This is a genomic window from Streptomyces sp. NBC_00988, assembly GCF_045162645.1.
GTDB lineage: Bacteria > Actinomycetota > Actinomycetes > Streptomycetales > Streptomycetaceae > Streptomyces.
This window is the reverse complement of the sequence record NZ_CP108730.1, coordinates 3,753,741-3,778,747: the sequence shown is the minus strand read 5'-3', so window position 1 is coordinate 3,778,747 and position 25,007 is coordinate 3,753,741. Positions and strand designations below refer to the sequence as shown.

At 70.9% G+C, this 25,007-nt stretch carries 23 protein-coding genes and 1 pseudogene; 9 read left to right on the top strand and 15 right to left on the bottom strand.

Features of this window, described 5'->3' with window-relative positions; genetic code table 11:
* Nucleotides 1-91: 91 nt before the first annotated feature.
* A complete protein-coding gene (locus OG496_RS17165) occupies nt 92-274 on the top strand; it encodes a hypothetical protein (RefSeq protein ID WP_019060453.1) in 183 nt (60 codons plus the stop codon).
* Between the two features lie 4 nt (nt 275-278).
* Here the strand turns inward: OG496_RS17165 and OG496_RS17160 are convergent, their stop codons facing one another.
* The 3 genes and pseudogenes from OG496_RS17160 to OG496_RS17150 all read right to left on the bottom strand — a co-directional run.
* Nucleotides 279-2,222: an ABC transporter ATP-binding protein gene (locus OG496_RS17160; protein WP_405971468.1), complete on the bottom strand. Its 1,944-nt coding sequence runs from the start codon at nt 2,220-2,222 to the stop codon at nt 279-281.
* Nucleotides 2,223-2,488: 266 nt separating this feature from the next.
* Nucleotides 2,489-2,932: a hypothetical protein gene (locus OG496_RS17155; protein ID WP_327404868.1), complete on the bottom strand. Its 444-nt coding sequence runs from the start codon at nt 2,930-2,932 to the stop codon at nt 2,489-2,491.
* Between the two features lie 368 nt (nt 2,933-3,300).
* A pseudogene (locus OG496_RS17150) lies at nt 3,301-3,909 on the bottom strand (ATP-binding protein); the annotation flags it as partial.
* Between the two features lie 345 nt (nt 3,910-4,254).
* Between OG496_RS17150 and OG496_RS17145 the strand changes: the two are divergent.
* From OG496_RS17145 to OG496_RS17135, 3 genes are all read left to right on the top strand, one after another.
* On the top strand, nt 4,255-5,115 hold the full coding sequence (locus OG496_RS17145) for a helix-turn-helix domain-containing protein (protein ID WP_405858290.1): 861 nt from the start codon (nt 4,255-4,257) through the stop codon (nt 5,113-5,115).
* The gene (locus tag OG496_RS17140; RefSeq protein WP_019060458.1) at nt 5,116-5,370 is read left to right on the top strand and encodes a DUF397 domain-containing protein; all 255 of its coding nucleotides are present in this window, start codon (nt 5,116-5,118) and stop codon (nt 5,368-5,370) included.
* 96 nt (nt 5,371-5,466) lie between these two features.
* Entirely contained in the window at nt 5,467-6,288 is an 822-nt protein-coding gene (locus OG496_RS17135; RefSeq protein WP_405971467.1) for an SAM-dependent methyltransferase, read from the top strand.
* 18 nt (nt 6,289-6,306) lie between these two features.
* Here the strand turns inward: OG496_RS17135 and OG496_RS17130 are convergent, their stop codons facing one another.
* The 5 genes from OG496_RS17130 to OG496_RS17110 all read right to left on the bottom strand — a co-directional run bounded on the left by OG496_RS17130 (nt 6,307) and on the right by OG496_RS17110 (nt 11,466).
* Entirely contained in the window at nt 6,307-6,951 is a 645-nt protein-coding gene (locus OG496_RS17130) for a fused DSP-PTPase phosphatase/NAD kinase-like protein (RefSeq protein ID WP_405971466.1), read from the bottom strand.
* 115 nt (nt 6,952-7,066) lie between these two features.
* A complete protein-coding gene (locus tag OG496_RS17125; protein WP_405971465.1) occupies nt 7,067-7,978 on the bottom strand; it encodes a hypothetical protein in 912 nt (303 codons plus the stop codon).
* 342 nt (nt 7,979-8,320) lie between these two features.
* Nucleotides 8,321-9,808, bottom strand: coding sequence for a glutamate synthase subunit beta (locus tag OG496_RS17120; protein ID WP_405971464.1), 1,488 nt, complete (start codon nt 9,806-9,808; stop codon nt 8,321-8,323).
* 179 nt (nt 9,809-9,987) lie between these two features.
* On the bottom strand, nt 9,988-10,467 hold the full coding sequence (locus tag OG496_RS17115) for a DUF1772 domain-containing protein (RefSeq protein ID WP_405971463.1): 480 nt from the start codon (nt 10,465-10,467) through the stop codon (nt 9,988-9,990).
* Between the two features lie 243 nt (nt 10,468-10,710).
* The gene (locus OG496_RS17110; protein WP_405971462.1) at nt 10,711-11,466 is read right to left on the bottom strand and encodes a DUF2293 domain-containing protein; all 756 of its coding nucleotides are present in this window, start codon (nt 11,464-11,466) and stop codon (nt 10,711-10,713) included.
* A 153-nt stretch (nt 11,467-11,619) separates the two neighbouring features.
* On the opposite strand from OG496_RS17110, the gene OG496_RS17105 reads away from it, so the two are divergent.
* Nucleotides 11,620-12,261: a uridine kinase gene (locus OG496_RS17105; protein WP_405971461.1), complete on the top strand. Its 642-nt coding sequence runs from the start codon at nt 11,620-11,622 to the stop codon at nt 12,259-12,261.
* A gap of 164 nt (nt 12,262-12,425) precedes the next feature.
* Nucleotides 12,426-12,854: a CBS domain-containing protein gene (locus tag OG496_RS17100; RefSeq protein WP_019060469.1), complete on the top strand. Its 429-nt coding sequence runs from the start codon at nt 12,426-12,428 to the stop codon at nt 12,852-12,854.
* Between the two features lie 85 nt (nt 12,855-12,939).
* On the opposite strand, the gene corA is transcribed toward OG496_RS17100, so the two are convergent.
* Nucleotides 12,940-14,067: a magnesium/cobalt transporter CorA gene (corA, locus tag OG496_RS17095; protein ID WP_366494181.1), complete on the bottom strand. Its 1,128-nt coding sequence runs from the start codon at nt 14,065-14,067 to the stop codon at nt 12,940-12,942.
* Between the two features lie 283 nt (nt 14,068-14,350).
* On the opposite strand from corA, the gene OG496_RS17090 reads away from it, so the two are divergent.
* Nucleotides 14,351-15,145 (top strand): methyltransferase domain-containing protein, encoded by a 795-nt coding sequence (locus tag OG496_RS17090; protein ID WP_405971460.1) that lies wholly within the window; start codon nt 14,351-14,353, stop codon nt 15,143-15,145.
* 305 nt (nt 15,146-15,450) lie between these two features.
* Here OG496_RS17090 and OG496_RS17085 read toward each other — a convergent pair whose 3' ends face one another.
* The 6 genes from OG496_RS17085 to OG496_RS17060 form a co-directional block, all read right to left on the bottom strand.
* Nucleotides 15,451-16,365, bottom strand: a complete 915-nt coding sequence (locus OG496_RS17085; protein ID WP_405971459.1) for a carbohydrate kinase family protein — start codon at nt 16,363-16,365, stop codon at nt 15,451-15,453.
* A complete protein-coding gene (locus tag OG496_RS17080) occupies nt 16,362-17,273 on the bottom strand; it encodes a pseudouridine-5'-phosphate glycosidase (RefSeq protein ID WP_405971458.1) in 912 nt (303 codons plus the stop codon). Before OG496_RS17080 ends, OG496_RS17085 begins: the two co-directional genes overlap by 4 nt.
* A gap of 138 nt (nt 17,274-17,411) precedes the next feature.
* Nucleotides 17,412-18,644, bottom strand: a complete 1,233-nt coding sequence (fdhA, locus tag OG496_RS17075) for a formaldehyde dehydrogenase, glutathione-independent (protein WP_405971457.1) — start codon at nt 18,642-18,644, stop codon at nt 17,412-17,414.
* Nucleotides 18,645-18,710: 66 nt separating this feature from the next.
* A complete protein-coding gene (locus OG496_RS17070) occupies nt 18,711-20,021 on the bottom strand; it encodes an MFS transporter (protein WP_405971456.1) in 1,311 nt (436 codons plus the stop codon).
* A 92-nt stretch (nt 20,022-20,113) separates the two neighbouring features.
* Nucleotides 20,114-20,668 (bottom strand): methylated-DNA--[protein]-cysteine S-methyltransferase, encoded by a 555-nt coding sequence (locus tag OG496_RS17065; protein ID WP_399394376.1) that lies wholly within the window; start codon nt 20,666-20,668, stop codon nt 20,114-20,116.
* A gap of 45 nt (nt 20,669-20,713) precedes the next feature.
* On the bottom strand, nt 20,714-21,589 hold the full coding sequence (locus tag OG496_RS17060; RefSeq protein WP_399394374.1) for a glycerophosphodiester phosphodiesterase: 876 nt from the start codon (nt 21,587-21,589) through the stop codon (nt 20,714-20,716).
* Nucleotides 21,590-21,867: 278 nt separating this feature from the next.
* Between OG496_RS17060 and OG496_RS17055 the strand changes: the two genes are divergently transcribed.
* Both OG496_RS17055 and uvrB read left to right on the top strand, forming a co-directional pair.
* The gene (locus tag OG496_RS17055) at nt 21,868-22,731 is read left to right on the top strand and encodes an MHYT domain-containing protein (RefSeq protein WP_405971455.1); all 864 of its coding nucleotides are present in this window, start codon (nt 21,868-21,870) and stop codon (nt 22,729-22,731) included.
* Between the two features lie 40 nt (nt 22,732-22,771).
* Nucleotides 22,772-24,910: an excinuclease ABC subunit UvrB gene (gene uvrB / locus OG496_RS17050; RefSeq protein ID WP_405971454.1), complete on the top strand. Its 2,139-nt coding sequence runs from the start codon at nt 22,772-22,774 to the stop codon at nt 24,908-24,910.
* The last annotated feature ends 97 nt before the right edge of the window (nt 24,911-25,007 follow it).

The following is a 25,007-nucleotide window of genomic DNA, read 5'->3' as shown; positions in this document are numbered from 1 at the left end:
CACTTGGCGAGCCGTTCACCGTACTGTCGGCGTTTAACTCTATGAGGCTTCACGAAGCTCTCCGAGTTTCAGCACGACAGGGAGGTACAGGGTGAACGGGCGAACGGTGCTTGAGCGTTTTCCCGCCGGCGGGCCGCGTGGCTCGTGGCCGGCGGAGGAGTTCGCGCAGGCGCGCCGTCTGGAGGGCCTGCAGGCTGAGGTCGTCATGGACATCGCGACCGACGCGTTCCTGGTGGTCGTGCGCAGCGGCGACGTCGTGGACGCCGCCGCCTGAGAGGTCAGCCCGCCTTCGGGGCGGGCACTTTCACCGTGAACTGGTCCGCCTGGAGCGCGTACAGCTCCGCGTACACACCGCCGCTCGCGAGCAGTTCGTCGGGCGTCCCGGACTCCACCAGCCGCCCCTGATCGAGGACGTGCACCAGATCCGCGTGGCGTACGGACGCCAGCCGGTGCGTGATCAGCACGACCGTCTGCCCGGTGCCGGCCAGCGCGCGGATCTTCTCGAAGACCTCCAGCTCGGCCCGGGCGTCGAGGGCCGCCGTCGGCTCGTCCACGATCAGGATGCGGCCCCTGCGGTACGCGGCTCGCGCGATCCCGAGCCGCTGCCACTGACCGCCCGACAGCTCGTGCCCGCCGCTGAAGTTGCGGGCCAGCAGCGTGTCCAGACCGCGTGGCAGATCCGCGACCACGTCCTGCGCACCGGCCTCGGCGACGGCCTCGGCCAGCCGCTCCTCGGTGAGCGGCGCCGCGGACCGCCCGACGGCCACGTTGACGCGGGCGGTGAACGGCCAGCGCTTGAAGTTCTGCGCCACCATCGCGATCCGGTCGGCCAGTTGCTGCCGGTCCGCGCCCGCCGCGTCGACGCCGTCCCACAGGATCCGGCCCCGGTCCGGCCGGTACAGCCCGGCCAGCAGCTTCACCAGGGTCGTTTTGCCTGAGCCGTTCTCGCCGACCAGTGCGATGATCCGGCCGAGCGGGAGGGCGAGGGAGACGTCGTCGAGCGCGGGGTGGGTGGCCTCGCCCGGATAGCTGAACGTGACGTTCTCGAAGCGGATCTCCCGCGGCTCCTCGGGCAGCGCCGCCCCGCCGACCGGGATCGCCCACTCGGTCGCCTCCACGTACAGCTTCTGCAGATCGCCCACGAACAGGGCCTCCTCGTGCAGCTGGTTCACCGCGAGGACGAGCGTGTCGAGGCTCGCGGAACCGGTGCGGATCGCGATCACCGCCGTACCCGCCACGGAGAGCGCCATCGCCCCGGACAGCAGCAGCCCGCCCAGCGTCGCGTACGTCGCCGCCGTCGCGAGGCCCGTCCAGGTCGCCGCGATCAGCCCCGTACGGGCCGTGAGCCGGGCCAGCCGGGCCTGTTCCGCCTCCGCGCTCTCCGACATCTCGTGGAAGTGGTGCAACAGGAACGGGCCGACACCGTGCACGCGGATCTCCGGGGCCGCCTCCGGCTCGGTGAGCAGCGAACCGATGAGGCGGCCGGCGCGGACGTGCTGCACCCAGGTGTGGAACGACTCGTAGTGGCGCCGCGCGTTCGTCAGCGCGCCCCATGCGCTCGGCACCGTCATCGTCGCCAGCAGCGGGAGCAGCGCCGGGTGCAGCACGGTCAGCACGCCCGCCGCCGCGACCAGCGAGATCAGCGCGTTCATGACGTTCGTCGCGTACGAGATCATGCGGCGGGCCGACATGGCGCCGTACTGGGCGGTGTCCAGCAGCTTGTGGAACGCGTGGTCCTCGATCGCGGCCAGCTCCACGGCCGCCGCCCGCTCCAGATACAGCTCGGTGGCGACCCGCTCCACCTTCGGTTCGAGCCGCCCGGTCGCGTACGTCGACGCGGCCCGCAGCAGCGCGCCCACCAGCATCACCGCGGCCATCGTGACCAGCGCGGGGACAGCACCGCGCAGCCGGTCCGCGATGGGACCGCCGGTGATCAGCCGCCCCAGCACGCTGTTGACCGCGAGCAGACTCACCGCCTGGGTGGCGCCCCGGCACGCCTCGGCGGCCAGCACGGTGCGCGCGGCCCGCGGATCGGCCTGCCAGGCCAGCCGGAAACTCGACCTCAGCATCGCCGGCAACCGCGTCACCATGGAGCGGAAGCTCAGCTCCAGAAACGCGTCGTTGTGCTGGCTCCACCCCGTGTCGTACCGCAAGGGCCCACCGAACAGCAGCTGCTCCGACGCGGACGGCTCCCCTGGCCCCGAGTCACCCTTCCTCCCCACCGCCGACCTCCCCCGATCGTGGACGAACGGCCACTATCGCGGGGTGGGAGGGGTGTGGGGGAGAGCGCGGGAGGGAGGGGTGAGGACGCGCGGGCGTACGCCGGGAAGGCGGAGGGGCGGGGCGCAGCGCCCGTAAGGGCGATGTGCGGCTCCGCCGCGTGGGCGCGACCGGCCCCCACGGACTCGCAGACAAAAACCACCCACCCGGGAGCTGCGCGACCGGCCCCCACCGAACCCGCAGACCAATCCGCTCAACCCGCGGAGCGCTACGCGCTAATGGGCCGCGACCAAGAAGGAGTCGTCCCCGTAACCCGGCACACCGCCAGGTACAGCGGAATCGGCGGCGTATACGGCAGCTTCCCGTCCGGCTTGTGGATCAGACCGGGTGCGCGAGGCGAGTCCGGAACCAGCGCCCCGGTGGTGTAGCGCGCCGGCGCGGGCCAGTCCAGGGCGTAGTCGGAGTCGGACGGAACGATCCACCACCAGTGCGCCTCGTCGGCGTAGACACAGCCGACGCGCGGCAGGCGGGGCAGAACCAGCGGTCCAAAACGTGCGGGCACCGCCACGGCGTCACAGCCGAGCGGCGCCGTCATGCCCTCCGGGACCGCCAGACGGCGCGGCGCACCCGGCCCGTGCAGCGCACGCCCCAGACGGACCAGCGTGTCGAGACTGAGCACCTGGCCGGGACGAGACCCGCCGCTCACACCCATTCGACCCCCGTACCGAAGTCCCCGAAGCCACTGGAATCCCCGAGCCCGCGGGAATCCGCGGACCCGCCCGGTTCCCCGGTCTCCGCGGAGTCCGGGAGGTCGCCGGCGTCCTGGTGTCCCCGGCCCCTGAAGAGACCGGTGGTCTCCTGACCGAGGCCCCCGAAGTGGCCCGCGCCCTCCCGGCCCCGCGCACCGGAGCCGGCCCCACCACGAGCAGGGCCGCCTCCGGTTTCGTGCTCCCGGCCCCCGAAGCCGCCGAGGTCCAGACCTCCGAAGTCGCCGGCACCCCCATGCCCGCTGCCGGAGGCACCCCCATGCCCCCGCCCCGGAAATACGCCCAGATCCTCGAAGGCCCCGAAGTGTGCCGTCGCCTCGTCCTCGTCGCCCGAACCGCCCGACGGACCCGGCTTGGGTCGTGCGCCCCAACCCAGGTCGTTGAGCGGTACGGAACTGTCGTGGCCGGGGGCCGGGTGGTGGCCGTGCGTCGGGTCCGCCTGCCGCGGCAGGTCGGCCCAGACCAGCAGGCCGGGTCCGTGTTCCTGGGCGCCCCAGGCCTGGCAGAGCCCGTCGATGAGAAGCAGTCCCCTCCCGTGCTCCTCATCCGGCCGCTGCGGGGACGGGCGAGGCTCACCGGGAGCGCAGCCCTCGTCACGGACGGCTATCCGCACCAGGTCGTCGCCATCGTGCAGCTCGCAGACTATGTGGCTGCTCGCGGTGTGCACGATCGCGTTGGTGACCAGCTCGGAGACGACCAGTACCGCCGTGTCGCAGGTGTCCTCGCAGACGGACCAGCCGGACAGCCGGGCCCGCGTCAGGCGTCTCGCCTGGGCCGGGGAACCCGGATGTGCGGCCAGCTCGAACCGGAACCGGCGCTCGGCAGCGGCCCCACCAGGGACGGCTCCCGGAGCAGCACCGAGACCGAGGCGGCCTGCGGCGGCGTCTGTTCCTAAGGGCGCGGACGGAATCACGCTTGCCACTATCGCCCCGCCGTGAACACTTGGCAAGTGTCACTATGAAAAATGCAGAGTGCCGTATGACGCTCTGCACGGTCGTGGCACACTGCTCGCAACAGAAAGTCGCGCGGCGCCAGTTGGGATCTCCGGAGGTCTGTCCCGATCTTCGAATGAGTCTTCGAATGGCGCCGCAGGGCTGTCAGGATTCGGTTCGCCGCGATCGTTACGTCGGGCCGAGATCGGTTCGTCGGGTCGGGAGAACCCTTTCACCGAGCTGTACGGACGCATGCGCTGTCAGTACTCAAGCCATTACGCAGCACTTAACTCGTCACTCACTCGGTACTCGGTACTCATTCGTGGAGGTGGAGCGTGAGCGAGCCGCGGTCCGCACCGACAGTCGGCCAGGTCGTCCTCGGCCGGCGCCTGCTGGACCTGCGGGAACGCGCGGGGCTCAAGCGCGAGGAGGCCGCCCGCGTCCTCCGCGTCGCACCCGCCACGGTCCGCCGCATGGAGATGGCGGAGGTCTCCCTCAAGATCCCCTACCTCCAGCTCCTCCTGAAGTCCTACGGCGTCTCCGACGAGGAGGCCGAGGCCTTCGTCCAACTCGCCGAGGACGCCAACCGGCCCGGCTGGTGGCAGCGCTTCCACGACATCCTGCCCGGCTGGTTCTCGATGCACGTCAGCCTGGAGGGCGCGGCCGCGCTCATCAGGTCGTACGAACCGCACTTCGTGCCCGGGCTGCTGCAGACCGAGGACTACGCGCGCGGAGTGCTGAAGTCCGGTGCCATCGGCCAGACCGAGCCCGACGACATCGAGCGCCACGTCGACCTGCGCATGCAGCGCCAGGGCCTGCTCACCCGTCCCGACGCGCCCCGCTTCTGGGTCGTCATGGACGAGACCGTCCTGCGCCGCCCGGTCGGCGGCCCCGAGGTCATGCGTGCCCAGATCGACAAACTGCTCGACGCCACGAAGCTGCCCAACGTGACCCTGCAGGTCGCCCCGTTCTCCTCGGGGCCGCACCCGGGCACGTACGGGCCCTTCGTGCTGTTCCGATTTGCCATGTCAGAACTGCCCGACATGGTCTACAGCGAGTACCTGACCGGCGCCGTCTATCTGGACTCGCGCGAAGAGGTGGGAACCCACCTTGAGGTCATGGACCGCATGGCGGCACAGGCCGCTACGGCACATCGCACGAAGGAGATCCTCAAGGATCTCCGCAAGGAGCTGTGAATGGATCGCATCAAGCCGCGTATGAGCGTCTACAACGGTATGCCCGCGCGGGACTTGGGAAGCGAAGGCTGGCACAAGCCGTGGAGCGGCGGTAACGGCGGCAACTGCCTGGAGGCGATGAAGCTCGCCGACGGCCGGATCGCCGTCCGCCAGTCCACCGACCCGGACGGGCCGGCCCTGATCTACACGACCGACGAGATGACGGCCTTCATCGAGGGGGCGAAAGCGGGCGAGGCGGATTTCTTGCTGTCCTGAGCCGACCACCTGTGCTGAATGCTTTCTCCTTACCGAACCTCCTTAATTTGGTACCGACTTGATCACATGTTGCTTTAAGGGCTTATGGAGCACGCCATGACCGTGCGGCCCACCGACAGGATCGACAAGACCGCCGAGACCGACACCAGCAGGCCCCACCCCGCCCGCATGTACGACTGGTACCTCGGCGGCAAGGACAACTACCCCGTCGACGAGGAGATGGGCCGCCAGATGCTCGCCCTCGACCCGAGGGTGCCGGTCTTGGCACGTGTCAACCGCGCGTTCATGCACCGGGCCACCCGCTGGCTCACCGAGCACGGCGTACGGCAGTTCCTGGACATCGGCACGGGCATCCCGACCGAGCCGAACCTGCACCAGGTCGCGCAGGCCGTCGCGCCCGAGGCACGTGTCGTCTACTGCGACAACGACCCGGTCGTGCTGGCCCATTCGGCGGCCCTGCTGCACGGCACACCCGAGGGTGCGACCGCGTACGTGCAGGCCGACGTGCGCGATCCCGACGCCGTCATCGAGGGCGCTCGCCAGGTCCTCGACTTCTCCCGGCCCGTCGCCCTGTCCCTCGTCGCGCTGCTGCACTTCGTCCCCGACGAGGACGGCGCGCACGAGCTGGTCGACGGCCTGCTGTCCCAACTCCCCACCGGCAGCCACCTGATGATGACCCACGCCACCGCCGACTTCACCCCGGAGGAGTCGACGGCGGCGGTCGAGAAACTCACGGCGGCGGGCATCACCCTGACCCTCCGCTCCCGCACCGGCTTCGCCCGCTTCTTCACCGGCCTCGACCTGGTCGAACCGGGGGTAACGGTGGTCGACCGGTGGCATCCGGAACTGGGCGAGCCGGTGCCGGGTCAGGACGACGGGACGATTCCCGGGTACGGGGCGGTGGGCCGCAAGCCCTGAAGTCTCTTACATGCTGCTTCAGAACCACGACAGCATGCGTCGTGGCGCGTCCACCAGTCGGCTGACGGCGACCACCGGCAACGGCGGTTGCTCCAGCCGGCCTGGGCCGGGGCCGAGGCTCAGCGCGTAGTAGATCTGCTCGATCGACGGCGGTCCGACGGCGAGATTCCGCCGGACCGCCCGCGCCGACGACTCCTCCCCGGTCCGCACGAGATACGCCGCCGCCATCGTCCCCGTACGGCCCACCCCCGCACCGCAGTGCACGAACACCGGCCCGCCCGCCGACGCGACGACATCGAGAAACCGCCCCACCTGCGCGGGAGTTGGTGTCTGCCCGTCCCGAACGGGCAGTCGTACGACGTCCAGCCCGGCCTTGCCCGGTTCGGCGAGCTGCGCCGCAGTCAGGCCCTCCGCGCGCAGATCCACGACCGTGGTGAAGCCGAGGCGGGCCAACTCCCGGTAGCCGCCGGGAGAGGGAGCGGAACCTCGCCACAACTTGCCCTCAGTGTCGACGGGTTGGAAGTGATGGATGCCCTGCACGGTACGGGTCCCCGGAGGCGGCGGGGTCTCCTCGCGTGCCCAGTACGACAACGCGAGGATGCCGAGCGCGCCGGTGGCCCACAAGGCGAGGTAGCCGAGGGCGACGACGAGGAGAAGTCTCATCGCACGTCTGGGCGGGCGGAGTTGGGGCGAGGGCGTGAGAACGGTTGCCATGGGCGACCCGGGGTGCTCGGGGACGGGGGCGCCTTGGCATCGTACGTCCGGATTGCGGATCGGGTCAGTCGTCGTCCGCGTCCGTGTCGCCCATGCCCATCACCGTGAGGTGGGCGCGGTCGAGGGCCGCGTCCTCCAGGCAGCCGCGCAGCCGCATACGGTCGTGTTCGGCGAGCGCGGGCCGTACGACCCCGGCGAACATGCCGTCGCCGAGGCTGCCGAGCGTGGCGTGGTTCAGCGGCACGGAGGTGGAGTCCCGGCAGCGTTCCCAGACCTGCTGCGCGGCGAGCGCCTGCCGTTCGGCGGTCATGTCCGCGCCCCGCACGTCGACTTGGACGAGCACCGAGGTCGCCTCGGAGCCGCTCACGCTCTGCTCCCGGGTCTGGGTGAGATCGGCAAGCCCCACGACCAGCGCGGCGAGCAGCGCGGCCCCGACGACACCGACGACGGCCGTGCGGGCGGCGCGGCCCTTGGCACGCCGGCCCAGCGCGGGCCGGTCCTCCAACTCGCCCACCACTGCGCCCGGTTCGGGGGCGGTGAGGACGGCGAGGCGTCCCGCGAGGCGCCGTTCGGCCGGACGTCCGGTCGCGGAGGCGATCCGCTGCACCACCCACGCGAGCCCGGACAGCAGCACCCCGGTGACCAGCACGGAGGCGAACTGCCCCGCCAGGGACGACTGTTCGGTGTCCTCCTGCGGCGAGGAGGACCGTACGACGAGGGGCCGCGTACCGGAATCGGAGAGGTCCCGCCAGGCGCGGCGCACGGTGGCGGGGTCGTCGCCCGCGCCCTCGGGGATCACGAACCCGGGAAGCACGGGCAGTCCCGCCTGGGCCGCGCGGGCGAGGTTCGCCGCCTTGGAACCGGCGAACAGGGGCTGTATCGCCGTGAGTTGGTCGAGGGGGACGGCGGCGTCCGGGCGGTACGCCCCCGCCGCTTCCCGCGCGCCCTCGCCATGACGTTCGTCGAGCGTCGTCATCAACACCCTCCAGGACCGACCGCCAACAGGGGGGACGCGCGGGGGTGGCCCTGCGCCTGACGACGGAACGAAGGATGGGGGCGCCGCCGCGCCCGACCCCACTCCGGGCCGACCACGACTCGCCTCCTCCGCCGATGATCCCACCGCCGTTGGCCTACAAGTCGGCCTGAAGCCACTTTCCGGCCCGCCACCGAACGATTTCGTGAACCGGGAGGAGAACCAGCCCGGCGCCTCGTACCGGCGCAGTACACCCCGCCTCCTCCGCAGGTGCGAGGACGGACATACGCCTGCTAATCCGGCAGCAGAGGTGTCTCGGTCTCTGCCTCCGCTGCCTCCGCTGTCTCAAACGGTCATCGGGCGGTCGTACGGCCCGATGGGCGCCGGGAGTTGGGAACTTCCCGTCAGATAACGGTCGACGGCCGCCGCCACCGCCCGCCCCTCCGCGATCGCCCACACGATCAGCGACTGCCCGCGCGCAGCGTCCCCCGCGACGAACACCCCGCGCGCACTCGTCGCGAAGTCCGCGTCCCGGGTGATCGTGCCGCGTGGCGCCATCGCCAACCCCAGTTGGTCGATGAGCCCGTCCTCGCGACCGGGCCCGGAGAACCCGAGGGCGAGCAGCACGAGATCGGCGGGCAGGCTGCGCTCGGAACCGTCCAACGGCCGCCGCTCCGCGTCGACTTCGACCAGGTGCAGGGACCGTACGTGCCCGTCCCGGTCCCCCTCGAAGTGGAGCGTCGACGCCGCGAACAGCCGTGCGTCCGCGTGCGCGGCCGGAGCCGTCTCCAGATCCCGCGCCTCCTCGTGCGCGGCCGAGAGCCGGTAGATCTTCGGATACGTCGGCCAGGGCTCCGCGTCCTCGTCGCGCTCGGCGTCCGGCTGGGCGTAGATGTCCAACTGCGTGACGGACGCGGCCCCTTCACGCACCGCCGTGCCCAGGCAGTCCGCCCCGGTGTCGCCACCGCCCACGATCACGACGTGCTTTCCGGCGGCGGACAGGGGAGAGGCCGCCATGTCGCCCTCGCACACCCGGTTGGCCAGCGGCAGGTACTCCATCGCCTGGTGGATGCCGGTCAACTCCCGCCCCGGCACGTCCAGTTCACGCCACGCCGTCGCTCCCGTGGCGATCACCACCGCGTCGTAGCGCGCCCGCAGTCCGGCCGCCCCGATGTCCCGCCCGACCGTCGTCGACGTACGGAACTTGGTGCCCTCGGCCCGCATCTGCTCAAGGCGTCGTTCCAGATGCCGTTTCTCCATCTTGAACTCGGGGATGCCGTACCGCATCAGGCCGCCGAGCCGGTCGTCCCGCTCGTACACGGCGACCGTGTGCCCGGCCCGCGTCAACTGCTGTGCCGCGGCGAGGCCGGTGGGCCCGGAGCCGATCACCGCGACGGTCCGCCCCGACAGCCGGTCCGGTGGCCGAGGTGGCGCGAAACCGTCGCTCCAGGCGCGGTCGGCGATGGCGACCTCGACGTTCTTGATGGTGACGGCGGGCTGGTTGATGGCGAGCACGCACCCCGCCTCGCACGGCGCGGGGCACAACCGCCCGGTGAACTCGGGGAAGTTGTTGGTGGCGTGCAGCCGGTCGGCCGCCGCGCGCCAGTCGTCCCGGCTGACGAGATCGTTCCACTCGGGGATCAGATTGCCGAGTGGGCAGGCGTCGTGGCAGAACGGGACGCCGCAGTCCATGCACCGGTCGGCCTGCTTCGTGACGATCGGCAGCAGCGCGCCCGGGACATACACCTCGTCCCAGTCGCGCACCCGCTCCTCGACAGGCCTGCGGGGCCACTCCTCGCGCGGAGTGGTCATAAAACCCTTGGGATCGGCCATGGCCGTCTTCCTTGCGTCCGCGTACGACAGGCCGTGCGTCATCGGGCGGCACTCTTTCAGCCACGATAAGGCCCCTCGGCCGGGCGCGCAGAGTGGGGCGAGACGGCTTTCTCACCTGGTCCCGCGGGCGGCCCCGCGGGCCCTCACCAGTGCTCGCTCAGGTGATCATGTGGTTTCTCTCAGGTGAGAGCCAGCATGTACACCAGCGCGGCGGCGGCCGAGGCGATCGCGCGGACGTGATTCCACATCGTCCACTCGCGCACGTACGACGGCCAGTACGCGGCGGCCTCCGGCGTCCCCGGGTCCAGCTTCAGCAGCGCCTCGTTGCGGGGCACGTTCGCGACGAGGGTCAGCCCGAACGCGCCGAACAGATACAGCGCGCTGCCCAGCAGCAACTCCACGGTCCCCTGATCCGGCCACAGCACGAACGTCACCACCGCGATCACCGCGCACACCACCGCGGAACCGGCGAACAGCAGCATGAAGGCCGGCGTCATCGCCGCCGTGTTGATCGCGTTCATCGCGGCGACCCCCTGCGCGGGCGGCAACTGGGCCAGCCCCCGCATGACCAGCACGGAGAAGGCACAGAACACCCCGGCCATCACGCCGGTCACGAGCACCCCCAGAACCGTCAGCGTCACATACGGTTCACCGATCATGCCGACATCAACTCCCGCCCGTAGAGCCGTGATCCTGCCCACCACCGACCACCGGGACAAGTCAAACCCGCCCCCGACCGGGTCACCATGGCCGAGAATCGCCGGGGCATAAGCGGACGTCCACGAGGCCCTCCGGGGCGACGACAGCACGCTCCGGGCCGGTGACGGCGGCTTGCGGGCCGGCGGCGATGCCCTCGGGGCCGGCGACGGCACGCCGGGCAACCGGGTTCCCCGCTGTCCTCCTCATCCGGCCTCCGCGTTCGCCCGGACATCTGCCTCCGCCCTGGTCTCCGTTCGCACCCCGCCCACCCGCCACTCCCGAAGTACCCTCTCCACCCCCACCGAGATCCGGCGCCGCGCCTCATGTCGCGGCACCCCACTCATCAGCAACTGGTCGTAGGGCGTGTCCACATGCCGTACGGAAGCCACCACCGCCGAGACCACCGCGCCCTCGGACAACGCCCGCCCCGCCGCACTCCGCCCCACCCGCCCGCTGCCCCGCGCCGAGGCATGCGCGGCGACGGCCCGGGCCCGCGCCTCGGGGCAGCCGGGGAACAGACGTCGTATCTCCGCCGCGAACGCCTCCGCGAACCGCACGTCCTCCGCGGCCCGCCGCACCGCGTCCCGCGCCCGGCGCCGCCGTCGCGCCTCCGCGTCCGCGAGACACCGCTCCTCGGCCCGCGCGAGCCCCGCCTCCTCGACGAGAACGCCCTGCCGTTCGTATCGGCCCCGCCGCCTTTCGAACCGCACCACCACCGCCGACAGCGCGCTCTCCTCCCGCGCCCTGCGCGTCAACGCCGTGTCGCCGCGCGGCAGGAACACCAGATGCCCGAGATCCACACAGTCGAGACACCGCGGCACCCCACCCTCGACGACCAGCAACGGCAACGGCCCCCGACGACACTCGGCACAGTGCCGCTTCCTGAGCGGTTGAACAACCAGAAGTCCACTGGGGGTCGGTGGAGTCGCGAGCGATGCAGTACGCGCAGTACGCGCCATGCGAGCCATACGAGGAGCATTCCCTCCTGCTGAGTGCCTCTCTCCTATTTCTTTCTCCGCCGCCCGCGCCTGGAGCGAGACCCGCCTCCCCCACCTCCTCGCGGCCCGTCGCAGCCACCGGCCCGACGCACCCTGGTCGCGGCCTGCCGCATCATGGGCCCTGTGCGACTGGAAGCGATCACCTGGGACCGGCTCGGCGACCTCCTCGCCGAGCGTCTGCTCGACCTGAAGCCGGCCGACGGCGGCCCCTGGCCGCGCGTCGCCTTCGACGGTGCCCCGGCGGCCAACCCCGGCGACCTCGCCGAACGCGTCTCGGAGGCGCTGCGCGTCCGGGGCCGCTCCTCGCTCGTCGTCGGCACCGAGGGGTTTCTGCGCCCGGCCTCGCTGCGGCTGGAGTACGGGCGCCAGGACGTCGAGGCGTACTACGACGGCTGGTTCGACACCCGTGCCCTGTGGCGTGAGGTCTTCGGCCCGCTCGAACCGGATGGGGACGGCCGCGTCCTGCCCGATCTGTGGGACCCGGTCGCCGACCGCGCCACCCGCAGCCCCTACGTCCAACTCCCGCCCGGTGCCGTCCTGTTGCTGCACGGCCCCCTCCTCCTTCGGCATTGGTTCCCCTTCGACCTGACCGTCCACGTCCTCCTCTCGCCGGGCGCCCTGCGTCGCCGTACCCCCGAGTCCGAGCACTGGACCCTCCCCGCCTTCGAGCGCTACGAGGACGAGACCGACCCGGCCCCCACCGCGGACGTCCTGGTGCGCGCCGACGACCCGCGTCACCCGGCGTGGAACGGCTGAGCCACGGCCCGGGTGGATCCCGCAGGACCTGGGGTGGCGGCCCGGCATACCGGAAGTCGTGACCGTCCGGGTGCGTTCACCCCGTCGCGCGGCGAGAATGTAGGGCGCCGGGACTAGCGGAACGTTCTGTGCCGCGCCGGCCGTCCGGCACCGGGAGGTACTACATGACCACCGCCGGAGACATCATGCACCGGGGCGCCCAGTGGATCCCCGCCCATGAAACCCTGGACCGCGCCGCCCAGCTGATGCGCGAACTGGGCGTCGGAGCCCTGCCCATCAGCGACGAGAACGAACGGCTCTGCGGCATCCTCACCGACCGGGACATCGTCGTCGGCTGTGTGGCGATGGGCCACGACCCGGCCAAGATCACCGCCGGCGAGATGGCCCAGGGCACCCCCCGCTGGATCGACTCCGGCGCCGATGTCGGCGAGGTGCTCCAGGAGATGCAGGGACACCAGATCCGCCGGCTTCCCGTCATCGAGAACAAACGCCTCGTCGGCATGATCAGCGAGGCCGACCTGGCCCAGCATCTGACGGAGGAACAGCTCGCCGGCTGGGTAGAGAGCGTCTACGCCCGCAGCGGCATGCGCTGAACCGCCAGGCGGTTCCGGGCGCTGAACTGCCGGACCACGTCCCGGTGCCGCACCGCCGGACCGCTTCCGGCTCAGCGGCTGCCGCTCACAGCCAGCCGTTGCGCCGGAAGCCCCGGTACAGCGCCAGACAGGACACGGTTATCACGCCGATGACCAGGGGATAGCCGAACCTCCAGTGCAGCTCCGGCATGTGGTCGAAGTTCATGCCGTACACACCGCACACCATCGTCGGTACGGCGATCACCGCGGCCCAGGCCGTGATCTTCCGCATGTCCTCGTTCTGCGCGACCGTCACCTGGGCGAGGTGCGCCTGCAGAATCGAGTTGAGCAGTTCGTCGAAGGACGCGATCTGCTCCTTCGCGCGCAGCAAGTGGTCGGAGACGTCCCGGAAGTAGGCCTGTATCTCCGGTCCGATCACCCGCATCGGCCGGGTGGCGAGCTCCTCCAGCGGGCGGCTGAGGGGGACGACCGCCCGCTTCAACTCCAGGAGTTCACGCTTGAGTTGGTAGATACGACCCGGGTCCGCCCGCGCGCCGTTCTCCGCGAACACGTCCGTCTCCACCTGGTCGATGTCCGCCTGCACCGAGTCCGTGACGCTCAGATAGTCGTCGACCACATGGTCCGCGATCGCGTGCAGCACCGCGGCCGGTCCCTTGGCGAGCTGCCGCGGGTTCGCCTCCAACTCCTCGCGCAGCGGCCCCAGTGAGCCGTGCCGCCCGTGCCGCACCGTGATGACGAACTCGGCGCCGACGAACACCATGATCTCGCCGGTGTCCACGACCTCGCTCGTCGCCGTCAGCTTCTCGTGCTCGACGTAGCAGACCGTCTTGAAGACCGCGAACAGTGTCTCGCCGTAGCGCTCCACCTTGGGGCGCTGATGGGCCTCGATCGCGTCCTCGACCGCCAACGGGTGCAGGTCGAAGAGCTCGGCGATGCCCGCGAACTCGTCGTTCGTCGGCTCGTGCAGGCCGAGCCAGACGAAGCCGTCCTCCTTCTTGCGCACCCGCTCGACGGTGTCGACCAGATCGCCGGCGACGGGGACGCGGACGCCGTCCTGATACGTGACGCACTTCACCACCGAGGAGCCCAGAGGTGACCGGGCATGGTGGCTCAGGTCGACCCGGGGGCGTCGCCGGGCCAGCCGTGCCACCTTGCGGAGGCCGCCGACCCTGCCGAGGCCCGTGACCTTCCGAAGATTCCCTGCCATGGACATCCGGCTCTCCTTGCGTGGATCCCCTCGCATCGCATTTCTGCGCCTTGGCGTGCCAGTTTGCCAGGCCGACGTGAGCCGTGGGTAAGCCTGTGGGAACGGAATCCTCCGCTTTGTTCCCGGCTGTGGATGAAGCTGTGGACGAAGCCATGGACGAACCGGCGCACGGTCGCGACAAGGGTGCGGCGGGCCGGGCTTCGCCCGCGCCGGAACCGGAGCTTCACCCCTCCCGACAACCGGAGCGTCGACCCCTGTCGACAAGCGGGGCAACTGGGATGATCGCGGCATGACGCGATCCGACGGGTATCTCCTCGACAACCGGCAGTCCGAGGCGGGACAGCGCTTCGACGCCTTCGCCACGCTCTTCGACCCCACGACGTTCCGGCACCTGGAGGGGTTCGGCGTCGGACCCGGCTGGCGCGTCTGGGAGGTCGGCGTCGGCGGCACCTCGGTGGTGTCCTGGCTGGCCAAGAAGGTCGGCCCGACGGGGAAGGTCGTAGCGACCGACATCGACACGTCCCAGGTCGCCTCGGCAGCCCGCCCGCCGATCGAGGTGCGCGTCCATGACGTGGGCGCCGAGGAACCGCCGGGGGAGGGCTTCGACCTCGTGCACGCCCGGCTCGTCCTCGTCCATGTGCCGGACCGGGAACGGGCGTTGCGCTCGATGATCAAGTCCCTGCGCTCCGGCGGCCGCCTCCTGATCGAGGACGCCGACCCCGCCCTGCAGCCCCTGCTCTGCCCCGACGAACACGGCCCCGAGCAACAACTCGCGAACCGCCTCCGCCACGGCTTCCGCAAACTCCTTGCCGACCGCGGCGCCGACCTCTCCTACGGCCGCCGACTCCCGCGCCTGCTCCGCGAGGCCGGCCTGCGCCGCGTCGAGGCCGACGCGTACTTCCCGGTCACCTCACCGGCCTGCGCCGCGCTGGAGTCCGCCACGGTCCGCCAGATCCGCGACCAACTCGTCACCGCGGGCCTGGCCACGGACGAGGACATCGACCGCCACCTGGCCAACGTCGCCTCCGGCGCGCTGGATCTGGCTACGGCTCCGATGATCTCGGCGTGGGGACGGAAGGCGTAGGCGGGGGCGGGGAGTTGGTGCCGGGTGGGCGGGGGAGGCGGCGGCTGCTTCAGGCGGTGCCGGAGTTGTCAGCGAGGGGGCTGCCAGCACCGGGGTTGTCAGTACCGGGTGTCGGTTCGCCCGACGGTGACTTCAACGACGGGATGCCGTAGGCCTGGCCCTTGCCGCTGCTCACCCGGCTCGGGTGCCCTCCGCGCGGCCCCAACCGGCCTTGCACCCAGCACCGTTGACCGAATCACCGCTGACCCTCCACCCAGCGCGCTTTGCGGGTCGACAGCCCCACCTCCGCTTGACGCGAGCACTTCTCACCCCCGCCCAGGCGGTCGCCCTCCCACCCGTTCCACCGCCCGTGCCCCCGCCCGGCACCCCTCCCGCGCCGCCTCCTCCGGCTCGGAGCCCGTCAGCAGCGTCGCGAGGAACGCCCCTGTGAAGGCGTCCCCCGCGCCCGTGGTGTCAAGGGGAACAGCCGGCTCGGCCGGTACGCGTGCGTGGACCGTGCCGGAGTGGGCGACCAAGGCTCCCTCGGCGCCCTGCTTGGTGACCACCAGGGGGACATGGCGGCTCAGCTTGGCCGCCGCGTCCGCCGGGTCGGGCAACCCCGTGAGCAGGCACGCCTCGTCACGGCTCGGCAGCAGGACGTCGACGCCCTCGACGAGCGCGAGGAAGCGGTCCACGCCCAGCTCCACCAGGAACCCCGCCGACGCCGGATCCAGACTCACCGGCACCCCACGCGCGCGTGCCGACTCCACCGCCACGTCCGCCAACGCCCGGCCCGGCTCGGAGAACAGCAGATAGCCCGACAGATGCAGCCGTACGACACCGTCCAGCAGCGAGTCCGACCAGTCCTCGGGGCCGAGCCGTAGAGCCGCTCCACTGTCGGTGACGAGCGTCCGCTCGGCCGAAGCCCCCGTGTCGACCAGACAGATCACCGTCGCGGTCGCAGCCTCCGGATCGACCACGAGCCGGGGCCGCACCCCGGAGGCGACCAACTCCCGCTCGTGCCACGCCGCCGAGTCCGCACCCACGCGACCGAGCAGCCGTACGTCCGCACAGCCCCAATGGGCCGCCCAGCACGCCACGTTGGCGCCCGCGCCACCCGGCACGGTGCGGATCGCGGCGGCGGTGTCGGTGCCCGGGGCGAGCGGCCCCCGGTGCCGGGCGACGACGTCCGTGACGACGTCTCCGACGACCAGGAGGGCGCCGTTCGCCTCGGTCGTCACGCCTGCTCGGCCCACGCCGCGGCGATCCGCCCCGCCAGCCGTACGTTGCCGCGTACGGCCGCCAGGTTGGCGGTCAGCGAGGCGCCGTCGGTGTGCTCCACCAGGTAGCCGAGCAGGAACGGGGTGACCGCCTGCCCGGTGACACCCTCCGCCGCGCACGCGTGCAGCGCGTCGGCGAGCACGCGCGCGTGCAGCCCGGGATCCAGCTGCTCGTCCTCGGGCACCGGATTGGCGACGATCAGCGTCGACTCCGGGGCGTCGAGCGCGTCCTGCGCCCGCATCACGGCCGCGACCTGCTCGGGGGTCTCCAGCGTCCAGTCCACCGGATATCCGGAGTCGGAGAGGTAGAAGCCGGGGAAGCGGTCCGTGCCGTATCCGGCGACCGCCACGCCCAGCGTCTCCAGGCGCTGCAACGTCGCCGGCACGTCCAGGATCGACTTCACGCCCGCGCACACCACCGTGATCCTGGTGGACGCCAGCAGCCCCAGGTCGGCGGACTCGTCCTGCGTCACCGTCCACTCCCGGTGCACCCCGCCGAGCCCCCCGGTCGCGAACACCCGGATGCCCGCCCGCGCCGCCAGCAGTGCCGTCGCCGACACCGTGGTCGCCCCGCTGGCCCCCGCCGCCACCGCGAGTGGCAGGTCGCGGTGGCCCAGCTTGCGGATGCCGTCCTCGTTGGCGACCCGCTCCAACTGCTCCTTGTCCAGGCCGACATGGGGCCGCCCGTCCAGCACGGCGATCGTCGCGGGTACGGCGCCCTCCTGCCGTACCGCCGCCTCCAGCTCCAGCGCCACCTGGAGATTGCGCGGGCGCGGCAGCCCGTGCGCGATGATCGTCGACTCCAGGGCCACCACGGGTCGACGCGCGTCGATCGCCTCGCGTACTTCCTCGGACACCACCAGCACCACGCGCCTCCTGTCGTTCGGTCTTCCCTCATCCCTGGCGGGTGCCGGGCCTGGTCAAACCCTCGCGGACTGTGGGAGACACCACCAGCGGTCGACGTGGAAAGTGGGGGCCACGCGTGCGTGGCCCCCACTTTCCGTGCGTCAGACCGGGCTCACGCCCGCCAGCGTCCCGTGCGGATCGAGCACGTACTTGCGGCTGGCGCCCTGGTCGAACTCGGCGTAGCCGCGCGGTGCGTCCTCCAGCGCGATCGGGGTCGCGTTGACGGCTTTCGCGATGTGCACGCGCCCGTGCAGGATCGCCATCATCAGACTCCGGTGGTACGTCATCACCGGGCACTGACCGGTCGTGAACGCGTGGCTCTTGGCCCAGCCGAGCCCGAGCCGCACCTTCAGGGTGCCGCTCTTCGCGTCCTCGTCGACCCCGCCGGGGTCGGCGGTGACGTACAGCCCAGGGATGCCCAGGGCACCGCCCGCGCGCGTGACGCCCATCAGCGAGTTGAGGACCGTCGCCGGCGCCTCCGGGGCGTCCGGGCCGTGCGCCCGTGCCTCGAAGCCGACCGCGTCGACCGCGGCGTCCACCTCGGGCTCGCCGAGGATCTCGGCGATCTGCTCCCCGATGTCGCCGCGCGAGACGTCGACGGTCTCGCAGCCGAAACTCCTTGCCTGGCCCAGGCGTTCGGCGTTCAGGTCGCCGACGATGACGACCGCGGCGCCCAGCAGCTGCGCGGACGCGGCCGCCGCCAGTCCGACCGGACCTGCCCCGGCGACGTACACCGTGGACCCGACCCCGGCGCCCGCGCTGACCGCGCCGTGGAAACCGGTCGGGAAGATGTCCGACAGCATGGTCAGATCGAGCAGCTTCTCGCGTGCCTCGTCCCGGTCCGGGAACTTCAGCAGGTTGAAGTCCGCGTACGGGACCATGGCGTACTCGGCCTGACCGCCGACCCAGCCGCCCATGTCGACATAGCCGTAAGCCGCCCCCGGGCGGGCCGGGTTGACGTTCAGGCAGATGCCCGTCTTGCGTTCCTTGCAGTTGCGGCACCGCCCGCAGGCGATGTTGAACGGTACGGAGACGATGTCGCCCACGTCGATGAACTCGACGTCCGGACCCCGTTCGACGACCTCTCCGGTGATCTCGTGTCCGAGGACCAGTCCCTCGGGCGCGGTCGTCCGACCGCGCACCATGTGCTGGTCACTGCCACAGATGTTGCTGGCGAGCACCTTCAGGATCACCCCGTGCCGGGCCTTTCGACCGACGTTGGCGGGGGCGACTCCCGGCCCGTCCTGCAGTTCAAGCGTCGGGTGGTCGATGGTCCTGACTTCCACCGCTCCCGGCTTGAGATACGCGACTGCCCTGTTTCCGCTTCCACTCATGCGTGTTCGCCGTCCCTTCGGCTCCGATCCCCCGGATGCCAGTGGCTGTGCGCACGGCGGAGTCTGCTACCGGCCGGGCCTCCCGGCCACCCTTCGCGGGACACCGGAAACCGGGATCTTCCGGGAGCGGGTGAAAAGGGCCAGTGCGGCCAGGGGTATCAGCAGGCAGGCGGCGGTGAGGTTCAGCCAGCCGTAACTCGCCTCGGCGACCACCAGCCCGGCGACCGCTCCGCCGATGCCCGCCGAGGTGTTCATGGTGAGGTCGGACAGCCCCTGCGCGGCGGCACGCGCCGGCTGCGGCACCGAGTCCGTGAGCAGCGCCGAACCGGAGACGAGCCCCGCCGACCAGCCCAGGCCCAGCACGAACAGCCCCAGCGCGATCCGCCCGTGACTCCCGCCGGCCGTACCGGCGAGGAACGCGGCACAGGCCAGCAGTCCGACCGCGAGCCCTATCCCGGACAGCCGCCCGACCCGGTCGGACAGCCTCCCCATGAGCGGCGAGAACGCGTACATCCCCGCGATGTGCCCGCTGATGACCAGCCCGACCAGATCGATGCTCGCCCCGTGGTGCCCCAACTCGACCGGTGTCATCGCCATCACCGACACCATCGCCGTGTGCGACACGGCCACCGTCACCAGCGCCAGTCGTGCCCGCGGCGAGGCCGCCACCGCCGCGAACCCGGCCCGCAGCGACCGCGCGGCGGGCGACCGGTCCTCGTCCGGCGCGAGCGCCCGCGCCGTCAGCAACGGATCGGGCCGCAGCATCACGGCGACTACAACCGCGGCGACCAGGAAGATCGCACCCGCCCACAGGAAGGGACCCGCCGCCGCGGGTATCCCGAGCCCGGAGACGCTACGGCCCGCGGGCGCGGCGATGTTGGGTCCGAGGACCGCCCCTATGGTCGTCGCCCACACGACATGGGAGATGGCCCGGGCCCGCTGCTCCGGCTCGGCCAGATCGGCGGCCGCGAACCGGGACTGCAGATTCGCCGACGAGGCCGCCCCGAACCCGGCCATGCCGCACAGCAGCAGCGGAAAGCTCCCGATGCTCGCCGCGAGCACCACGACCCCGGCTCCCAGCGCCCCGACCAGATACCCGAGGACCAGCCCGGGACGCCGACCGCGCGCCGTCATCAGCGCCGCGAACGGCATCGACAGCACCGCCGTCCCCATCACGGTCGCCGTGGGCGCCAGCCCGGACAACGACTCGGTCCCACTGACCTGCTTGGCCAGTACGGCGGCCAGCGCGATCCCGGTGGCGACGCCGAGCCCGCCCAGGATCTGGGTCGTGATCAGCACCCCGGACACCCGGCGCCGCAGCGCGGGCAGCCGGTCGGCCGCGATGGGCAGCGCGCCCCGCCCCTCGACGGCGGTCACGGCGCACACCCCGTACCGCCGTTGCCGCACGCGCACGTGAAGCCGGTCCTCACCAGCACGACATCCCCCCGATTCCCGGTCCGCCCGAGCCCTCAGAACAACGGCTCGGGCAGCACCCCCTCCAGCGCCAGCAGCTTCCTCTTCGTCTCCAGACCGCCCCCGAACCCGCCGATGCCGCCGTCGCTCTCGACGACCCGATGGCACGGCACGACGACCGGCAGCGGATTGGACCCCATCGCCACCCCCACCGCCTGGGCAGCGAGCGGCTGCCCGACCCGCCCGGCCAGATCGCCGTACCCGACGACCGAGCCGTACCGCACGCCGGATGCCAGCTCGCGCAGCACCTGCCGGTTGAAGCCGGAGATCAGGGACCAGTCGAGCGGCAGCTCGAAGTCGCGCAGATCACCGGCGAAGTAGGCCTCGATCTGACGTATCGCCTCGGCCAGCAAGGGGGAGTCGGGCGCCTCGACCGGCTCGGTGCCCAGCCGGGTCGCCAGTCGGTCGAGGGTCTTGTCGCGCACCGCGTCCGTGGCGTGGAAGACGACGTTGACCAGGCCGTCCTGTGTCGCGGCGAGCAGCAGGGGACCGATGTCGGTGCCGACGACGGCCCACACGACCCGCTGCTCGTTCTGCCCATGACTGTCCATGCGCCCACCGTACGACCCGGCACTGACAACGCCCCGCGAGCGGCCTCAGAACCCGTTCAGCGCGGAGCGCACCACGTCCGGCTTGTTCGTGATGAGCCCGTCCACGCCGTACCCGGCGACCTTCCAGGCGGTCGGCGCGTCGTCGACGGTCCAGGCGTACACCTCCATCGGACGGCCGTGCGGGCCCGTGTGCCCGTGCACGGCGGAGACGTAGCCCATGGAGATCGAGCCGTACGACGGGTTGATCAGGTCGGTGTAGGCGGCGTAGTCCTGCAGGGCGGACATGGGGGGCGTGCCGAGGAAGGCGGTCCTGATGGCGGGCTTCAGGTCGTGCACGATGCGGATGCTGTCCGCGCTGAAGCTCTGCACGATCAGCCGGTCGTCGAGGTGCCCCTCGTCCAGCCACCCCTCGTTGCCCAGGAGCTTGAGGGTCTGCTGCTCGATGCCGGGGTACAGCTCCGGGTTCTTGATCTCCAGGAGCAGACTCTCCTTGTTGTGCTCCACCTCGCGCATGTACTGCGTGAGCGTGGGCACGCGCGTCCCTGTGAACGCGGGACCGAACCAGCTTCCCGCGTCGAGGCGCGCGATCTCGGCGGCGGTGAAGTCCTTCACCTTCCAGGGAGCTCGATCCGGGAACACCTTCTGGACGTCGGTGGTGCGTTTCAGGCTGTCGTCGTGGATGACGACGAGTTCGCCGTCCTTGGTGCGCTGGACGTCGTTCTCGACCCACTGGAAGCCGAGCTGGGCCGCCTTGTCGATGGAGGCCAGGGTGTTCTCGGGCGCATAGGAGGACGCACCTCGGTGGGCGACGACCGTGGGCCACTGGGTGGCGTCGCCGGCCCGGGCGGCGGGGGAGGGGAGCAGAAGGGCGGCGGCCCCCAGGAGCGCGGTGGTCGAGGCGGCAACTGCGCGCAGGTGCATGCGTACTCCTCGCATCGAGCGATCACATACGGCTCAAGGATGACAGCGGAACGTCACTACCCGTCGGGTACAGGATGGACACAGAATGAATGGTGTTGCCCAAGTCCGCTCACCGGTGCCGCACAACTGGGGCAGGGCCGTGTTTCTTTGCCGGAAAATCGTTCGACCATTCCGGTGGGGGTCATACTCTCTGCGTCGACCCTGACCGTTCCTGCGGTCCTGGGGCTGGGCGCGTTTCAGGAATTCCGGAATGGAACAGGACGGAAGGGCAACTGCGCATGCAGGGCACGGTCGACGGATTCAGCTACGGACTCGTCACACCGCTGGTGGCCTACCTCATGGCGTGCCTCGGCGGCGCCCTCGGCCTGCGCTGCACCACCAGATCGATGCTCGTCGCCCAGTCCTGGCGCCCCGGATGGCTCGCCCTCGGATCGGCGGCGATCGGTTCCGGCATATGGACGATGCACTTCATCGCGATGATGGGGTTCTCGGTCCGCCAGACACCGGTCCACTACGACAAACCGATGACCTTCGCGAGCCTCGCCGTGGCCATCGTCATGGTGGGCGTCGGGATCTTCATCGTCGGCTACCGGGGAGCCCGCGGGACGGCGCTCTTCACCGGCGGCACCCTCACCGGCCTGGGCATCGCCTCGATGCACTACCTGGGCATGGCAAGCATGCGCCTCAACGGAAAGCTCGAATACAACACGTTCACCGTCGCCGCGTCCGTCGTCATAGCGGTCGTCGCCGCGATCAGCGCCCTCTGGGCCGCCGGACAGGTCCGCGGGTTCCTGTGGAGCGTGGGCGCGAGCCTCGTCATGGGCCTCGCCGTCGCCGGCATGCACTACACCGGCATGGCCGCCCTCAGCGTCCACGTCCACGGCACGGCCCCGACCACCGACGGCGTGTCGGCCGCGTCCCTGCTCGCGCCCATGATGATCGGCCCCCTCGCCTTCCTCCTCCTGGTCGGCATCGTCGTGATGTTCGACCCGCTGATGGTCATCGGGAAGCCCGCCCAGGCCCCCGTCGAGCACAAGCCCGGCGTCCCGGCTGGCGCCCTCGTGCCGCACCCCCGGCGCGCCCCCGTCCGCGCCGCCCGCGAGCTCGGGCACCGCCGCTCCCGCACCCCGCAGAACCGCTGATCCGACCCCGTTGTCAGTGGTGGGTCGTACGGTTGGTGCCATGCGGCCCGTTTCCCACATCGAACGTACGGTGGCGCCCTTCGAGGTCGTCAGCTCCTACCAGCCCAGCGGCGACCAGCCGGCGGCCATCGCCGAGCTGGCCCGACGCGTCGAGGCAGGTGAGAAGGACGTCGTCCTGCTGGGCGCGACCGGCACCGGCAAGTCCGCCACCACCGCGTGGATGATCGAGAAGCTCCAGCGCCCCACCCTCGTGATGGCGCCGAACAAGACCCTGGCCGCCCAGCTGGCCAACGAGTTCCGCGAGCTCCTGCCGAACAACGCCGTCGAGTACTTCGTCTCGTACTACGACTACTACCAGCCCGAGGCCTACGTCCCGCAGTCGGACACCTACATCGAGAAGGACTCCTCGGTCAACGAGGAGGTCGAGCGCCTGCGCCACTCCGCGACCAACTCGCTGCTCACCCGCCGCGACGTCATCGTGGTCGCCTCCGTCTCCTGCATCTACGGCCTCGGTACTCCGCAGGAGTACGTGGACCGCATGGTCCCCCTCAAGGTCGGCGACGAGATCGACCGCGACCAGCTGCTGCGCCGCTTCGTGGACATCCAGTACACGCGCAACGACGTGGCCTTCAGCCGCGGCACCTTCCGCGTCCGCGGCGACACCATCGAGATCTTCCCGGTCTACGAGGAACTGGCCGTCCGCATCGAGATGTTCGGCGACGAGATCGAGGCCCTCTCCACCCTCCACCCGCTCACCGGCGAGATCATCAGCGAGGACGAGCACCTCTACGTCTTCCCGGCCTCCCACTACATCGCCGGCCCCGAGCGCATGGAGCGGGCCGTCAACGACATCGAGAAGGAACTCGCCGAGCGGCTGGCCGAGATGGAGAAGCAGGGCAAGCTCCTGGAGGCCCAGCGCCTGCGCATGCGGACCACGTACGACCTGGAGATGCTCCGCCAGATCGGCTCCTGCTCCGGCGTCGAGAACTACTCGATGCACTTCGACGGCCGCGAGCCCGGCTCCGCGCCGAACACCCTGATCGACTACTTCCCGGAAGACTTCCTGCTCGTCATCGACGAGTCGCACAACACGGTCCCGCAGATCGGCGCCATGTACGAGGGCGACGCCTCCCGCAAGCGCACCCTCGTCGACCACGGCTTCCGGCTGCCCTCCGCCCTGGACAACCGCCCCCTGAAGTGGGAGGAGTTCCAGAAGCGCATCGGGCAGACGGTCTACCTGTCGGCGACCCCGGGCAAGTACGAGCTCTCGCGCGCGGACGGCGCCGTCGAGCAGATCATCCGCCCCACCGGCCTCATCGACCCCGAGGTCGTCGTCAAGCCCACCGAGGGCCAGATCGACGACCTGGTGCACGAGATCCGCAAGCGCACCGAGAAGGACGAGCGGGTCCTGGTCACCACGCTCACCAAGAAGATGGCCGAGGACCTCACGGACTACTTCCTGGAACTCGGCATCCAGGTCCGCTATCTGCACAGCGACGTCGACACCCTGCGCCGCATCGAGCTGCTGCGCGAGCTGCGCTCCGGCGAGTTCGACGTCCTGGTGGGCATCAACCTCCTCCGGGAGGGCCTCGACCTCCCCGAGGTGTCCCTTGTCGCCATCCTGGACGCCGACAAGGAGGGCTTCCTGCGCTCCGGCACCTCGCTGATCCAGACCATCGGCCGCGCGGCGCGCAACGTCTCCGGCCAGGTCCACATGTACGCCGACCGGATCACCCCGGCGATGGAGAAGGCCATCGAGGAGACCAACCGCCGCCGGGAGAAGCAGGTCGCGTACAACACGGAGCGCGGCATCGACCCCCAGCCGCTCCGCAAGAAGATCAACGACATCGTCGCGCAGATCGCCCGCGAGGACGTCGACACGGAGCAGCTGCTCGGCTCGGGATACCGCAAGACCAAGGACGGCAAGGGCGCCAAGACCCCCGTGCCCGCACTCGGCGGCAAGGCTGCGAAGACCGCCAAGTCCGCCAAGGGCAAGGCCCAGGCCACGGTGCCGACCGACCGTCCCGCGGCCGAACTCGCCGAGCAGATCGAGGAGATGACGGCACGCATGCGTGCCGCCGCCGCCGACTTGCAGTTCGAGGTCGCGGCCCGGCTGCGCGACGAGGTCCACGAGATGAAGAAGGAACTGCGGCAGATGAAGGAGGGCGGCCTGGCCTGACCGCCCGGGTGGACCGCCGGACCTCGGGGTATGCGCTCTGTGTTGCAAGACCGACACAAAGTCCGATGCGGGGTTCGGCACTGTCAGTGGCGCTGCG